Origin of the sequence: Aquiflexum gelatinilyticum (assembly GCF_024813435.1) — a bacterium.
Taxonomy (GTDB): domain Bacteria; phylum Bacteroidota; class Bacteroidia; order Cytophagales; family Cyclobacteriaceae; genus Cognataquiflexum; species Cognataquiflexum gelatinilyticum.
Genome location: NZ_JANAEZ010000012.1, coordinates 1 through 13979, shown reverse-complemented (window position 1 = coordinate 13979; position 13979 = coordinate 1). Strand labels below are relative to the sequence as shown.

Genomic DNA, 13979 nt, shown 5'->3' with positions numbered 1-13979 from the left:
GCTAAAGAAATAAAGAAATCCCCAATATTCTAACATCTTATTTGTCATGAAAAATAAAACTACTTGGTCAAAATCAGTATGGACACTGATGATTCTGACCCTTTTCTTCTCTATCCCAAAAGAATCACTAGCGCAAGAAGGAGCGACAAAGCTTAGCCCGGCTGAATTTGACATCAAAGCCCACAAAGGAAGAAAGGCAGTAATTCTCGATATCCGAACTCCCGAAGAGACTGCCGAGGGATTTATTGAAGGGGCGACATTTGTCAATTGGACAGGAGGTAACTTCGAGGAAGAAGTCAGCAAACTGAACAAAAAGAAAACCTATTATGTCTATTGTAGATCTGCAAAAAGAACCATTCCTGCCACAGAAAAAATGAAAGAACTCGGGTTCACCAAAATATACATGCTCGAAGGCGGACTGAATAATTGGGTCGAATCCGGCAAACCTGTTGTCAAGCCCGAAAAACAATAATCCAAGAGCGGATTCCTTACCAAAAAACCATTCCTAAAATATAGTACTGCAAACCAAAGGATGTTTTGGAATTGAGGGATTACTTCCTATTTTTACGTGCGAAAATACTGTTTATAATGAGAGTTATTCAATTTAGAGAAGCATTAAGAGAAGCCATGTCCGAAGAAATGAGACGCGATAAAAACGTGTTTCTGATGGGCGAAGAAGTGGCAGAATACAACGGTGCATACAAGGTATCCCAGGGTATGTTGGATGAATTTGGCCCGGAAAGAGTCTATGATACACCAATTGCAGAACTTGGTTTTGCAGGCCTGGGAGTGGGTGCCGCCATGAACGGGTTGAAGCCCATCATCGAATTCATGACATTCAACTTTTCATTGGTTGCCATAGATCAGATAGTCAATTCTGCGGCCAAAATGCTTTCTATGTCGGGAGGAGCCTACAGTGTTCCTATCGTATTCAGAGGACCAACAGGAAATGCCGGTCAGCTTGGTGCTACCCACTCTTCCAACTTTGAGAATTGGTTTGCAAATACTCCCGGACTTAAAGTCATCGTCCCTTCCAACCCCTACGATGCTAAAGGCTTGATGAAAGCAGCCATCAGGGATCCGGATCCTGTGATCTTTATGGAGTCTGAATTGATGTACAGTGACAAGGGTGAAGTTCCTGAAGGAGAGTATCTATTACCTATCGGTGTTGCCGATGTCAAAAGAAAAGGAAAAGATGTCACTATCATTTCATTTGGAAAAATGATGAAAGTGGTATTCGAAGCTGCTGATGAATTGGCAAAAGAAGGAATTGAAGCTGAAATTATTGATTTGAGAACTGTCAGACCTATAGATTATGCTACTTGCCTGGAATCTGTAAAGAAAACCAACAGGTGTGTGGTCGTAGAAGAAGCCAATCCTATCGCCGGACTTTCCTCTGAGTTGGCTTACCATATACAAAGAAACGCATTTGATTACCTTGACGCTCCTGTGATCAGGGTTAACTCAATGGATGTTCCCTTAAGTTATGCCCCTACCTACATTGAGGCAACATTGCCAAATGTAAAAAGGACTATCGATGCTGTTAAAAAAGTAATGTATAAATAAGAAATTTGATTTGAGTAAAATCATGAAATAAAAAAACCACTTAGGCTATCCTGAGTGGTTTTTTTGTGTCTGTAATTTTTATTGAAAATCTTTGGATGAAGGCTCATCCTCTATAACCCTAAAATTGAAAAAAACCGCCTGACAAAACCAAGCGGCTTAATTAATAACTATTACCCAATCATTTAACTATTTATTAATTATTTCCTCCGGTAGCGGCACCGTTGTTGCCATCTCCGCCCTCTTTAAGATCGTCATTGGTAACCCCTCTTTTCTTTCTTCTAGAGCCGGGACCGTCGACTGACAATTTTCCTATCCTATAGTTGAAATTGATTTTAAAGTTCATGTTTTTCATCCCAACTGTACTTTGTTGGAGGATTGTTGGAGTGACCAATTCATTATTGATGGTAAATACTTTAGTAAAGAAGTTTTCAGCACCGAATCCGATTGAACCTCTTTTTTCATTGAAGGATTTATTGAAGTTTAAACCGTAAACTCCAAATCCTCCCGAAGTACCTTGCAATTCAACCCTCCTTCCTCTTTGGAAAGTGAAGGCTTGAACCTGCCAATCTTTTGGTAAGGTGTAGTTTGCAAAAATCCTTCCGCTGAAAACAAATCCTTCATTGGATGCTGCATACAAAGGATCTGACAAACCATTGTCCAATTGAGCAAAGTAACTTTCAACGCTACCGTTCACTGAGAATTTGCCCGAAAGGTTGACATTGGCAAATATGGAAAGACCGTAGGCTTTTTCTTGACCTATGTTTTCAAAAGTAGTAAAGATGATGTCATCTTCCAGTACTGTCCTCACTGGTTGGATAGAACCGGTGGTGTTTCTGAAATAAGTGGTAAAATTCAAATTGGAACCTTTCAAAAAGGTGCTGTATGACATTTCATAGTTGTCTGTCAATTCGGGCTCCAACAAAGGATTTCCTTGTGTGATCTGTTGTGGATTGGCAGCATTGATGTTTGGATTCAGGAAATTGAGGGAAGGTCTCTGCACCCTTCTGTTGTAGGCCGCTTTGATCATATTTCCTTTTTGCAATTTTCTGCTCAAGTTTACACTTGGTACCCATACTCCAAAAGAAGGTATCTCACCGCCAAGTTCTGAATTGGCAAAATCTGCTGTAATGCTTGTGTATTCATATCTCATTCCTCCTTTGAAGGAATATTTCTTTAAGAAGTTGGTCGTATATGATGCGTAAGCAGCTGTTACGTTCTGGTCATAGCTGAATTCATTGGAGAAAGTAACATCCTCGACTTCGACAAATTCACCTTCAGGGCCTTCAGCTGTGAAATATGCAAAGTCACTGACTGCTTTTCTAAGGATGTTTTTGGCACCATATTCCAAAATTTGATTTTCTGCCAATGGGGTAACATAATCCAACTGAAGGGTAAACTCACGGTTTGTTCCGGCATTTAAGTTCTTTATCCTTCTGGAAATGCTTTCAAAAGAATCATCGTATTGGCTGTTAATGAAGTCGTTTGTGAGGTTATTTTGGCTATATAATCCTGATATGCTGAACTCTTTTCCTTTTTTCTCATAGGATTTGGTGTAGTTGAAGTTTACATCAACATTGTTTGAAAGGTTGTCGGTATTCACATCTCTCAAAATGGAACTCTGAAGCACATCATCCAAGGAAGTATTGGTAAGCAATCCATCCTGATTGTTTCTCATATTCCTGACTCCAAGGCTGACCGAAGCCGTCAGGAAATTGTATTTGTTGATTTCATAATCCCAACCCAAGTTGTACCTGCCAAAAAGCATGTTGCTTCTTGTATCGGCATATTGGGAAATATTACGGGTAGTACCATCTGCATTGGTGATATACTGTTGGTTTTCAAAAAATCCAAGGATGTTGTATCCCGATCTTCCAAATCCACCCAATGTCCAGGACATTTTCTTTTGCTTTAAACTGGCGTTAACTCCAAGATTAGATCCTCTATAGCCCACGCTGCTGTTGATGTTCAATGAAGCGCCCTGGATATTGTTTTTCTTGGTGATGATATTGATGACACCACCTGTACCTTCGGCATCATATTTGGCAGAAGGAGAAGTGATGACTTCCACGGACTTGATCTCTTCTGCAGGAATCTGCTTCAAAGCTTCAGCCACATTGGTAGCCACAATAGCGGATTGTTTGCCATTCAACAATACCAAAATGCTTGAACTTCCTCTCATGGAGACGTTTCCGTCCATATCGACTGAAAGCATCGGAACCCTTCTCAATACATCAGAAGCATCACCTCCTACGAGGGTTTTGTCATTTTCTGCATTGTAGATTGTCCTGTCTACTTTTTCTTCGATCAAGTCACGTTGGCCCATGACAGTGACTTCCTGAAGCGCTACCGCCTCCTGTTCCAATGTGATGGTTCCTAAATCGAAAGTGGTTTTCTGATCAGTGATTTCAATCAAATCAGTAGTCATAGCCTGAAAACCCATAAAAGATACCTGGACAAGGTAGTTTCCGTTTTTGAATCCCGAGATAATAAAAACCCCATCAAAATCTGCTACAGCACCTGCCACATTTTGGCGGGATTCGGCATCCACCAAAGAAACTGCCGCATAAGCTATAGGTTGGTTGTTGGATTTGTCAAGAACCTTACCTGATATCTTATAATCGGGTTTTGTTCCCTGCGCATGTCCTTCAGAGACATTTACTCCTAACAAAAGAAGCATTGAAAGAAATAGTTGGATTGTAGTTTTCATCAAATTAAAATTTTGTGGTTGTCTTTTGGACAGTTTACCCAACAAAGGAATATCTGATTCAAAACAAAAAAAAATCAAATAGATAAGTAGTCGAAATGCATCGACCAAAGGGAAGGAAAGCCTGATGAAGCCTTATTTTTGTCGTTTTTAAGGAGTTATCCCTATGATTTCCCATTTTGCCGATTAAATCACCTGATTGGTAGATTGTTGTGGATTAACCACAAAACTTTATATTAGTTTTCGGAGGATTTAAATAAAATCATAAATATGCCTGAGATCACTATCAAAAAAAGAATGCCGTTGCTCATCCATGTTTTGGGCTGGAGTCTATTTGGATCGGTTATCTTTTTACTTACCCCTCTTTCTTCGGAAGTGGAGCGCCCTGATGAGTTTTGGATCAAACAGGCCTTACAGTTTATTTTTCTTGTGGCTACTTTCTATTTCAATTTCTTCTATCTGATTCCTAAAGTCCTATTCAAAAACAAAAATTATCTGTTTCTGTTTTTGAATTTTCTAGGGGGTCTTGCTTATGTCGGTATTCTCATTCTTTATGATGAGTGGTTCAATATGCAGGAGCTGATGCATCTGGCATTCAGGCCAGAAGTTCCCTATACGCCAAGGCCAAGAAACTTATATTGGGATATTTCCAGCCTTTTGATTTTTTATATGTCCGTCGGTATCAGCACGAGTATCGGCGCAGTACAAAAATGGCAATCAGACGAAAAAATAAGGCTTGAACTTCAGCAGCAGCAGATCAATTCTGAACTTTCCTACCTCAAAGCACAGATTAACCCACATTTCTTTTTCAATACACTCAACAATATTTATGCTTTGACCAATATTGATGTCGAAAAGGCAAAAACAGCATTATTGAAACTGAGTAGGATGATGCGATATGTGCTATATGAAACCGAAAAAAACCAAACCCTTCTTTCTAAGGAAAATGAGTTTATCAAAGATTTTATAGAATTGATGAAATTGAGGCTGACAAACAAAGTGACCTTGGATCTCCATATTCCGGAAAAAATAGAAGATGCTGAAATCGCACCCATGCTCCTTTTACCCTTCATAGAAAATTGCTTCAAACACGGTATCAGCTCACAAAAAGAAAGTTCTATTCTTATTTCACTTTCAAAAGAGAAAAACTACCTTGTATTGCATACCAAAAATACGATTTTCAAATCAACCGAAAATACACCTGAAGGAAGTGCAAGTGGTATCGGAATGACCAACACAATTAGAAGACTTGAACTTCTCTATCCTGGCAAATACAAACTGGATATCGACAAAGAAAACGCCGAAAACCAATTTAGGATTACCTTGAAAATTGACCTCTCATGACAATCAAATGCATTGCTGTGGATGATGAACCTTTGGCTTTGGATATGGTATCCAAATTCATCGAGCAGACTTCGTTTCTCAGCCTGCAATCCAAATTTGACAATGCCATCCAAGCTTTGGGATATGTCAACCAAAATGAAGTTGACCTCATTTTTTTGGATATACAGATGCCTGACCTTTCAGGAATGGAATTGGCCAGAATCCTTGATGGCAAAACCAATTCCAAAAAACCCAAAATCATTTTTACCACAGCATACAATCAATTTGCCGTCGAAGGATATAAAGTGGATGCTCTGGATTATCTGCTCAAACCATTCAGCTACGAGGAGTTTCTCAAAGCCGCCACCAAAGCATATCAGTTTTTTGAAAATCAGAAAAAAAATACTGTAACCAAAGTCGAAGTTGAAAAACAAGCCGATTACATTTTTCTAAAAGTAGAATACCAGCTTGTAAAAGTAATGCTGAAAGACATTACCTACATCGAAGCTTATAAGGACTATGTTAAAGTCCATCTGAAAGACAAACCCAACCCAGTCCTTTCCCTGACGAGTATGAAAAGCATGGAAGATTTGTTGCCTGCTGATACTTTTATGCGGGTGCATCGTTCTTTTATTATTAACCTCGACCATATCGACTCCGTATCCAGAAATGTCATCCACATAGGCAATGCACAGATTGTTGTCAGCGAAAATTACAAAGATTCCTTTATGGAGTTTTTGAATAAGTGGGTTGGTTAGTGGTTAATTGGTTGGAATTGTTGTAGTGGTTGTAATAGTTGTCAAGTCCGGATTGTTAAGATATCGGAAAATTGGAGTAGTGGTTAATGGTTATTTGGTTAATGGTTAATGGGTTATTTGGTTAACAGATACCAAGTCGGAAATGAAGTCCAGATCTTATACATTACTTACTTGATACTTAGTACTTGATACTTAATTAAAAATGGAAGATCCCCACAAGAAATATATGAAAATGGCCATTGACCTATCCCGATCCGGGATGATGCAGGAAAAGGGTGGCCCATTTGGCTGTGTCATTGTAAAAAATGGAAAAGTAATCGGAAAAGGAAGCAACTCGGTAATGGAAACCAATGACCCCACGGCACATGCTGAGGTTGTCGCCATCAGAGATGCATGCAAAAACCTTGATAATTTCCAGTTGGAAGGTTGCGATATGTACACTTCCTGTGAACCCTGTCCCATGTGCTTGGGAGCGATTTATTGGGCCAGACCTGCAAGGGTATTTTATGCGAATACCAAACAAGACGCTGCGGCAATAGGCTTCGATGATCAATTTATCTATGAAGAGCTCGATTTACCGATGAAGGATAGAAAAATCCCTTTTTCTCAAATTGACCAAGAAGAAGCCAATCAGGTTTTCAAAGAATGGGCAAAGCTGGACAACAAAACATTGTATTAATAATTATAAATCCGCATCAGATTTTCTTTCTGGCATTTGGTATCTAAATGACCCATAGATTTTTGACCAATGCTTATTTTTCCAATAATGATTAAATGTGATTTTAATCACTGTTTTCATTTTTGAAGCTCACTATTTTTATTGTACACAAAACCAAAATATCCATGAGCCACTTTCAGATATTGATCATAGGGGGAGGAACTGCAGGAATAACCGTAGCTGCACAGCTCCTAAGAAAAGACAAAAGCCTTCAGGTAGCCATTCTTGAACCCTCCGAAAAACATTATTACCAACCCGCATGGACATTGGTAGGAGCGGGAACATACAAATTTGAAGACACCGAAAGGTCAGAAGCAAGGTATATCCCAAAAGGCGTCACTTGGGTTAAAGACAAAGCCACAGAATTGATCCCCGAAAAAAATCTGGTAAAGACAGCCAGATCAGGTGAGATTACCTATGATTATTTGGTCTTGGCACCGGGTCTGATCATGGCTCCGGAACTACTTCCAGGATTATCCGAGGTGATGGACAAGGGAGTTGTTTGCAGCAATTATACCAATCCAAACCATACATGGGAAGTGCTGCAGAATTTTAAAGGAGGTAATGCGGTATTCACCCAACCCACTACTCCGATCAAATGTGGCGGAGCTCCACAAAAAATCATGTACCTCGCAGAGGAATATTTCAGAAGGTCCGGGGTAAGAGACAAAACCAAGGTGATCTTTGCGACGCCGGGAACTGTTATTTTTGGGGTTGAGGATTTTGCTAAAACACTTACCAAAATCATCGCAGACAGAGATATTATTCTCAAGACATTCTATGCCCCTGTCAAAATTGATGGAGCCAAACAAGAAATCACTTTCAAGTATATCAAAGGCGACTTTGATGAATATTCCAAAAAACTGGACGCCAGAATCATGGAAAAAATGAGTGGAGAAACAGAGATCACCATCCATTATGACATGCTTCACTTGGCGCCACCACAGCAGGCACCTGATTTCGTAAGAAATTCTTCCGTCTCCATGAAAGATGGACCAGGCAAAGGTTGGGTGGATGTGGACATTAATACGTTACAACATTTGAGGTTTCCAAATGTCTTTTCCTTGGGTGATGTGGCCGCTTTGCCTACAGCAAAAACCGGTGCTGCGGTAAGGAAACAAGCACCTGTGGTAGTTGGGAATTTGCTTCATCTGATGAAAACGAGCATCGTGGGCGGAATGAAATATGAGGGTTATTCCTCCTGTCCGTTAGTAACTGGATACAGCAAGATGGTGTTGGCAGAATTTAAGTATGACAATGTCAGAGACAGTGACCCGCTCATCTCCACTTTTGTAGATACCAGCAAAGAGCAATATAGCATGTGGCTGCTCAAGAAATATGTACTCCCAAGAATGTATTGGGACATGATGCTCAGAGGTAGAGCCTGATAGGAATGGCCCGGAGAGACACCGGGCCATTTTGTTGTTTAAATTGCCTTCCACTGCCTTTTTCATTCACATAAATTCTTCTTTTTATTTTTCAAAAGTTGGCTAACTTCCCACGCTGATTTTTAAAAAGAATGCTAAGATTAGGATTATTGCTATTGATTATATTCCAATTTGGAACTGCGAAAGGACAGATTATTTCCATTCGGGAGTCCGGTTCAGAGATACCTTTGGAGTTTGTAAACATTGCAGTACCCAAATCAAAACTACTGATCCATACCAACTCAAAGGGTGAGGCCGATATAAGCTCCTTCAAGGGCCAGGAAAAAATAGAAATCCGGCTTTTTGGTTATATACAGGTCACCAAAAGTTACAGCCAACTTCAATCGGAAGGCTTTCTGGTTTACATCGAGGCTTCGGAAATCAACCTTCAGCAAGCTGTCGTCTCAGCCACCAAATGGAGCCAATCCCGTCAGGAGGTCCCTTCCAGGATTACCACCATCACATCTGAAGAAAGAAATCTCCTAAATCCCCAGACTGCAGCTGACTTATTGGGCATTTCCGGGGAGGTTTTTGTACAAAAGAGCCAACAGGGAGGCGGAAGTCCGATGATCAGGGGTTTTTCGACCAACCGGCTATTGTATACCGTGGATGGTGTAAGGATGAATACCGCCATTTTCAGAAGCGGTAACCTCCACAACGTCATCTCCTTGGATCCATTTGCTACGGAAAGTACGGAAGTATTTTTTGGTCCGGGATCCATCATCTACGGCTCTGATGCCATCGGGGCAGTGATGAGTTTCCAAACACTGCAGGCTCAAATCGCTGAAAGAAAATACCTTTCAGGCAATGTTACCCTCCGGACCAGCACAGCCAACAGCGAAAAAACGGGACATGTCCACCTGAAATATGGAAGTAAAAAATGGGCAGGTGTCACCAGTATAAGTAGCCATAATTTTGACGACCTCAAGATGGGAAGCCATGGTCCAGAGGAATTTTTGCGGCCAACTTATGTGGTCACCGAAAACAACCAGGACATTTTGGTAGAAAATCCCAATCCCAAAATCCAAGTTCCATCGGGTTATAACCAACTCAACCTGATGCAAAAAATCAGATTCGCTCCCAATCAAAAATGGGATTTTCAATATGGATTCCATTATTCGGAAACTTCCACGTTTTCTAGGTATGACAGGTTGATCCGGTTTAGACCAAACGGCCAACCCCGCAGTGCAGAATGGAAATATGGGCCCCAATCTTGGATGATGAACCACCTGAAGATTTCCCATACTTCCGATACCAAGGCCTTTGATCAGGTTACCTTGAATCTTGCCCTCCAAAAATTCGGAGAAAGCAGGATTGACCGAAACTTCAACGATCCTATCCGGCGGACAAGAACCGAAGAGGTCATGGCTTATTCTGCCAACCTTGATTTTCTGAAGACCTTCCCAAAAAACGCCAAACTTTTTTACGGCTTGGAGCTGATTCAAAATGATGTTCAATCGACCGGGCAGGATGAAAATATCAATTTCGGGGAAATTTCTGTAGGGCCTGCGAGATATCCCGATGCGACATGGAAATCTTATGCGGCCTATGGTTCTTACCAAAAGAAACTCACTTCAAAATCACTCATTCAGGCAGGCCTGCGGTATAATTACTTTGGACTGAAAGCCGACTTTAGCAATAACATGGATTTTTATCCCTTTCCTTTTGAACAAAGCAACAACAGGGAAAGTGCACTCACGGCAAACACAGGTTGGGTGTATACACCTGCACCTGATTGGACAGTACATGTCAATGCCTCCACAGGATTCCGGGCGCCGAATGTAGACGATATTGGAAAAGTTTTTGACTCCGAGCCAGGAACTGTCATGGTGCCGAATCCTGACTTGGAAGCCGAGTACGCCTATAATTTGGAGTTAAACATGGGGAAAGTTTTTGGGGATTGGATGATGATCGACCTTACCGGATATTTTACCCATTTGGACAATGCCTTGGTAAGAAGGGCGTACAACCTCAACGGCATGGACAGTATCCTTTACGACGGTGAAATGAGCAAAGTATTGGCTTTGCAAAATGCGGCTTTCGTCCGAATCCTTGGATTACAGGCAGCTTTGGAAATCAAATTGCCGATGAATCTGACCTTTTCCTCAAGATTAAATCTCCAAAAAGGAACAGAAGAAACCGATGATGGAAGCCAAAGTCCCACCCGACATGCCCCGCCGACTTTTGGCGTAAGCCGGTTGGAATACCGAAAAGAGAAACTGACTGTTCAGCTATTTTCTGAATATTCCGGTGGGTTTTCTTTCGAACAGCTTCCCCTTGAAGAAAGGGGGAAACCCGAATTATATGCCATTGACGCCAATGGAACCCCATATAGTCCTTCTTGGGCAACGCTGAACCTTAAAGGAATGTACCAAACCCATAAGCACCTGACCATCAGTGCCGGATTTGAAAACATCACCGATATCAGGTTTAGGACTTACAGCTCGGGAATTGCTGCTCCGGGCAGGAATTTTATCCTGAGTCTGATGGCCAATTTCTGAGGATAACTCCCAAATCCGTGACTCAAATCACGAAATAATCACAAGATAAACCGTAGCTTAACAGAAAAAAATCATGCGAACTTCCCTCACATTGCTCCTTTTGATGGTATTTACTGCCATTGCCTCCGCGCAGGTTGTCTCCACGGCTGAACATAAAATCTTATTTCAACTGACAGACGGTGAACAGGAAGTTCACAAGAAATTTATAAGACAGCTCAACAACGTCCTCACTGCAGCTCCAAATGCAAAAATCGAAGTGGTCACCCATGGAATGGGTATAGATTTGCTCAGCAAAACGGATAATCCGTTTGAAAGTGATCTGCAAAAATTGGTGGACAAGGGAGTGGTCTTTGTTATCTGCGAAAACACTTTGAAGCAAAGGGAAATGAAAAAAGAGCAGTTTCTGCCCTTGGCGGGATTTGTCCCTGCTGCCATCATCGAACTTGTCATGAAGCAGGAAGCAGGTTGGATTTATATCAAAGCAGGAGGGTAAATTAAAATCTGAAAGTTTCCAGCCGGGAAAAATGTCCATTTGGAGTGAGTCCCTTACTTACTAGAATTTTCTTTTTTTCTTACTATTCAAAAAACTTGGATAATTTTGTGGAAACAATTTCCAATGCTTGAATACATTGAAATTTATGCAACTGAGATTGGACCGGTCAAAGCCGCCTTGCTTGCGACTTTGTTTACCTGGTTTTTGACTGCCTTAGGCGCATCTTTAGTCTTTTTTTTCAAAACCATCAACAGGGCAGTTTTTGACACCATGCTCGGTTTTACGGGAGGGGTGATGATTGCGGCGAGTTTTTGGTCACTTTTGGCTCCGAGCATCAAGCATTCTGAAAAAATGTTTCCGACAATGCCTTGGTTGCCGGCTGCGATCGGTTTCCTTTCAGGCGGTTTTTTCATCTTTGGTTTGGACAAGCTCATGCCCCACCTCCACATCAATTTCAACAAAGAGGAGACCGAAGGTGTAGCCACCAAATGGCGCGGGTCTACTTTGTTGCTTTTGGCGATTACGCTGCACAATATCCCCGAAGGACTTGCTGTAGGAATTCTTTTTGGCGCAGCAGCCAACGGCATGGAAGGGGCGAGCATTTCTGCCGCAGTGGCTTTGGCTATCGGAATAGGCATCCAAAATTTTCCTGAGGGCTTGGCTGTCGCTGCACCCTTGAGAAGACAGGGAGTGAGCCGGAGAAAAAGCTTTTGGTACGGACAGTTATCCGCTGTCGTAGAACCTGTTGCCGGTGTCTTGGGTGCATTTGCGGTCATCCACATGCAGAATGTATTGCCTTATGCGCTTTCCTTTGCTGCCGGCGCGATGATCTATGTCGTAGTCGAAGAAGTAATTCCCGAAACACAGCGCGACAAATACACCGATTTGGCAGTGCTTGGATTCATGTTGGGATTTACCGTCATGATGATTTTGGATGTGGCTTTGGGGTAAGGATTGATCAGAATTTTGGGAAATCAGATTCGGATTTTGACAATGTGTACTTTTTAATCTTGGGACACTTCGAAGCTTTCAACTTGGAAATTTAGAAATTCTCATATTGGGTAATCCCCAATTGTCAATTGTTAAATAGCCTTAAATCAGGGTTTTGGAATAGCATCTGACTTTTTGACTTCCTATTTTTAGTCTTTCACATTTTTAACAAACAAATTTTCCCCTGCCATGAAATCCTCTTCAACAGAAAAAAAAACTATCCTGACTGAATGGCGAAATGCCATAGTCTTTGCAGTTGTATTCGCCACTTTGTTCCGTTGGTCCTTGGCGGAAGCATTTGTAATCCCGACCAGCTCAATGGAAAATTCCCTCTTGGTCGGTGATTATATCCTCGTGAGCAAAGTCCATTACGGTCCAAGAACACCCACCACTCCTTTGCAGGTACCCTTAACCCATCAGAAAATTTGGGGAACAGAAATACCCTCTTACCTGGATTGGATCCAACTCCCTACTTTTCGCTTTCCTGGAATGAGAGGGGTCCGAAGAGGCGAAACAGTAGTCTTCAACGCTCCCAAAGACCTGCTTGACCCCACAGAAAGGCCGATGGACCTCATGACTTACTTGGTCAAGCGCTGCGTGGCCATCTCCGGTGATGTGCTTGAAATCCGGGACAAACAGATTTTTGTCAATGGAAAAGCGATGCCCAATCCTCCCGGTATGAAATTCCGCTATGAAATGTTGACCGAATATCCGCTTCAATCCCACCACGTAGAGGCATTCGGTTTGGACAGCGAAGATTATTGGTTCCTCGGATATACTAAAGAAAATACACCCGTCTACAGCCTGTTGCTGACCGCGGAACAGTTGAAAAAAATGGAATCAGCTCCCTTCAATATTTCCATTCACCCACCTTCTGAGACCCAATCAGGTTTGGAATTATTCCCCTCCTCCATGGCCAATCTATGGACAAAAGACAATTACGGCCCGGTGACAGTCCCGAAAAAAGGAATGCAAATACCAATCAATGCAACGACTTTGGACCTTTATGGGGAATTGATCGAGAAGTATGAAGGTCAGGATAAAGTGGAAATATCAGACGGGAAGTTGGAAATCGAAGGAAAAACAATGGCCCAATACACCTTCAATCAGGATTATTACTTTATGATGGGAGACAGCAGGGACAATTCTATCGACTCCCGGTATTGGGGATTGGCCCCGGAGGACCATATCGTCGGCAAACCGGTCATGGTCTTGTTTTCAAAAAATGTAGAGGCGACAGGATTGGATCGGATCAGATGGGAAAGGATATTTATGGAAATTGAATGAGGATTTTCAGTCAATCAGAAAATTTCGAAACTTGCCCCTCCCCTAGGTGTAGTATAGAGATAGATGGTGGGCCTGGGTGTAATTTGAGTACCCTGCACCTGGCCCAAGGCTAATTCCGATAGCTACCTTAGATTTGAACAGTTGTATTAAACCAAGAACGGTGGTATAATTGAAAACCTGTCAGCGATCCATCGATAGCCTTAGGAGAGAAC

General features: G+C 41.8%; 11 protein-coding genes. 10 read left to right on the top strand and 1 reads right to left on the bottom strand.

The window, feature by feature from the left end; all coding sequences use genetic code 11:
* Positions 1-46: 46 nt before the first annotated feature.
* Together NK987_RS19735 and NK987_RS19730 are read left to right on the top strand one after the other, a co-directional pair.
* Positions 47-472: a rhodanese-like domain-containing protein gene (locus tag NK987_RS19735; RefSeq protein ID WP_258421363.1), complete on the top strand. Its 426-nt coding sequence runs from the start codon at positions 47-49 to the stop codon at positions 470-472.
* A 116-nt stretch (positions 473-588) separates the two neighbouring features.
* A complete protein-coding gene (locus NK987_RS19730; protein WP_258421362.1) occupies positions 589-1566 on the top strand; it encodes a pyruvate dehydrogenase complex E1 component subunit beta in 978 nt (325 codons plus the stop codon).
* Positions 1567-1759: 193 nt separating this feature from the next.
* Here NK987_RS19730 and NK987_RS19725 read toward each other — a convergent pair whose 3' ends face one another.
* Positions 1760-4273 (bottom strand): TonB-dependent receptor, encoded by a 2514-nt coding sequence (locus tag NK987_RS19725; protein ID WP_259265262.1) that lies wholly within the window; start codon positions 4271-4273, stop codon positions 1760-1762.
* Between the two features lie 267 nt (positions 4274-4540).
* Between NK987_RS19725 and NK987_RS19720 the strand changes: the two genes are divergently transcribed.
* The 8 genes from NK987_RS19720 (at position 4541) to lepB (ending at position 13767) form a co-directional block, all read left to right on the top strand.
* Positions 4541-5614 (top strand): sensor histidine kinase, encoded by a 1074-nt coding sequence (locus NK987_RS19720; RefSeq protein ID WP_259265261.1) that lies wholly within the window; start codon positions 4541-4543, stop codon positions 5612-5614.
* Entirely contained in the window at positions 5611-6351 is a 741-nt protein-coding gene (locus NK987_RS19715; protein WP_259265260.1) for a LytR/AlgR family response regulator transcription factor, read from the top strand. The genes NK987_RS19720 and NK987_RS19715 overlap by 4 nt, the downstream gene beginning before the upstream one ends.
* 202 nt (positions 6352-6553) lie before the next feature.
* The gene (locus NK987_RS19710) at positions 6554-7030 is read left to right on the top strand and encodes a nucleoside deaminase (RefSeq protein ID WP_259265259.1); all 477 of its coding nucleotides are present in this window, start codon (positions 6554-6556) and stop codon (positions 7028-7030) included.
* A 164-nt stretch (positions 7031-7194) separates the two neighbouring features.
* Positions 7195-8457 (top strand): NAD(P)/FAD-dependent oxidoreductase, encoded by a 1263-nt coding sequence (locus NK987_RS19705; RefSeq protein WP_259265258.1) that lies wholly within the window; start codon positions 7195-7197, stop codon positions 8455-8457.
* A gap of 131 nt (positions 8458-8588) precedes the next feature.
* On the top strand, positions 8589-10997 hold the full coding sequence (locus NK987_RS19700) for a TonB-dependent receptor plug domain-containing protein (RefSeq protein ID WP_259265257.1): 2409 nt from the start codon (positions 8589-8591) through the stop codon (positions 10995-10997).
* A 73-nt stretch (positions 10998-11070) separates the two neighbouring features.
* Entirely contained in the window at positions 11071-11490 is a 420-nt protein-coding gene (locus NK987_RS19695) for a DsrE family protein (protein WP_259265256.1), read from the top strand.
* Positions 11491-11613: 123 nt separating this feature from the next.
* Positions 11614-12441, top strand: coding sequence for a ZIP family metal transporter (locus NK987_RS19690; protein WP_259265255.1), 828 nt, complete (start codon positions 11614-11616; stop codon positions 12439-12441).
* A 228-nt stretch (positions 12442-12669) separates the two neighbouring features.
* Positions 12670-13767 (top strand): signal peptidase I, encoded by a 1098-nt coding sequence (gene lepB / locus NK987_RS19685; protein ID WP_259265254.1) that lies wholly within the window; start codon positions 12670-12672, stop codon positions 13765-13767.
* Positions 13768-13979 lie beyond the last annotated feature (212 nt).

Bases quoted from the DNA above. Each gene is read 5' to 3' on its own strand.
- NK987_RS19705 (WP_259265258.1), top strand. From the start codon at position 7,195: ATGAGCCACTTTCAGATATTGATCATAGGGGGAGGAACTGCAGGAATA.
- NK987_RS19735 (WP_258421363.1), top strand. From the start codon at position 47: ATGAAAAATAAAACTACTTGGTCAAAATCAGTATGGACACTGATGATT.
- NK987_RS19720 (WP_259265261.1), top strand. From the start codon at position 4,541: ATGCCTGAGATCACTATCAAAAAAAGAATGCCGTTGCTCATCCATGTT.
- NK987_RS19700 (WP_259265257.1), top strand. From the start codon at position 8,589: ATGCTAAGATTAGGATTATTGCTATTGATTATATTCCAATTTGGAACT.
- NK987_RS19690 (WP_259265255.1), top strand. From the start codon at position 11,614: ATGCTTGAATACATTGAAATTTATGCAACTGAGATTGGACCGGTCAAA.
- NK987_RS19695 (WP_259265256.1), top strand. From the start codon at position 11,071: ATGCGAACTTCCCTCACATTGCTCCTTTTGATGGTATTTACTGCCATT.
- lepB (WP_259265254.1), top strand. From the start codon at position 12,670: ATGAAATCCTCTTCAACAGAAAAAAAAACTATCCTGACTGAATGGCGA.
- NK987_RS19730 (WP_258421362.1), top strand. From the start codon at position 589: ATGAGAGTTATTCAATTTAGAGAAGCATTAAGAGAAGCCATGTCCGAA.
- NK987_RS19715 (WP_259265260.1), top strand. From the start codon at position 5,611: ATGACAATCAAATGCATTGCTGTGGATGATGAACCTTTGGCTTTGGAT.
- NK987_RS19710 (WP_259265259.1), top strand. From the start codon at position 6,554: ATGGAAGATCCCCACAAGAAATATATGAAAATGGCCATTGACCTATCC.
- NK987_RS19725 (WP_259265262.1), bottom strand. From the start codon at position 4,273: ATGAAAACTACAATCCAACTATTTCTTTCAATGCTTCTTTTGTTAGGA.